Raw genomic sequence first — 271 nt, 5'->3', positions numbered from 1 at the left:
CCTTTAATGACCACTTGAGTTGGGATGACGTTAACCGTGCCATCGGTAATAAATTCGGTGGCAGAGACTACAGCCGTGTCGTGAATCGCACTCAAATTACGAGACACGATGGTTTGCAGACCAAGAATGACTTGCGAGCCAACAACGAGAGGATCGACCCCTTGATGCGGCAGAGCAGCATGTCCACCTACACCATTGATGGTGATCTCAAAGCTACTCTCACTGGCCATTAATGAGCCGGGGCGAACCATCAACTCACCTTCCGCTAAGC

At 50.9% G+C, this 271-nt stretch carries 1 protein-coding gene; it reads right to left on the bottom strand.

From position 1 onward, the window contains the following. Window positions 1–271 (bottom strand): peptidase dimerization domain-containing protein (locus AB4512_RS24680; protein WP_372176107.1); only part of this gene is annotated, 271 nt, incomplete at both ends.

The organism is Vibrio sp. 10N.222.52.B7 (genome assembly GCF_041474275.1).
In the GTDB taxonomy this organism is placed as follows: Bacteria; Pseudomonadota; Gammaproteobacteria; order Enterobacterales; family Vibrionaceae; genus Vibrio; species Vibrio crassostreae_C.
This window is presented reverse-complemented; position numbering and strand designations above follow the sequence as displayed.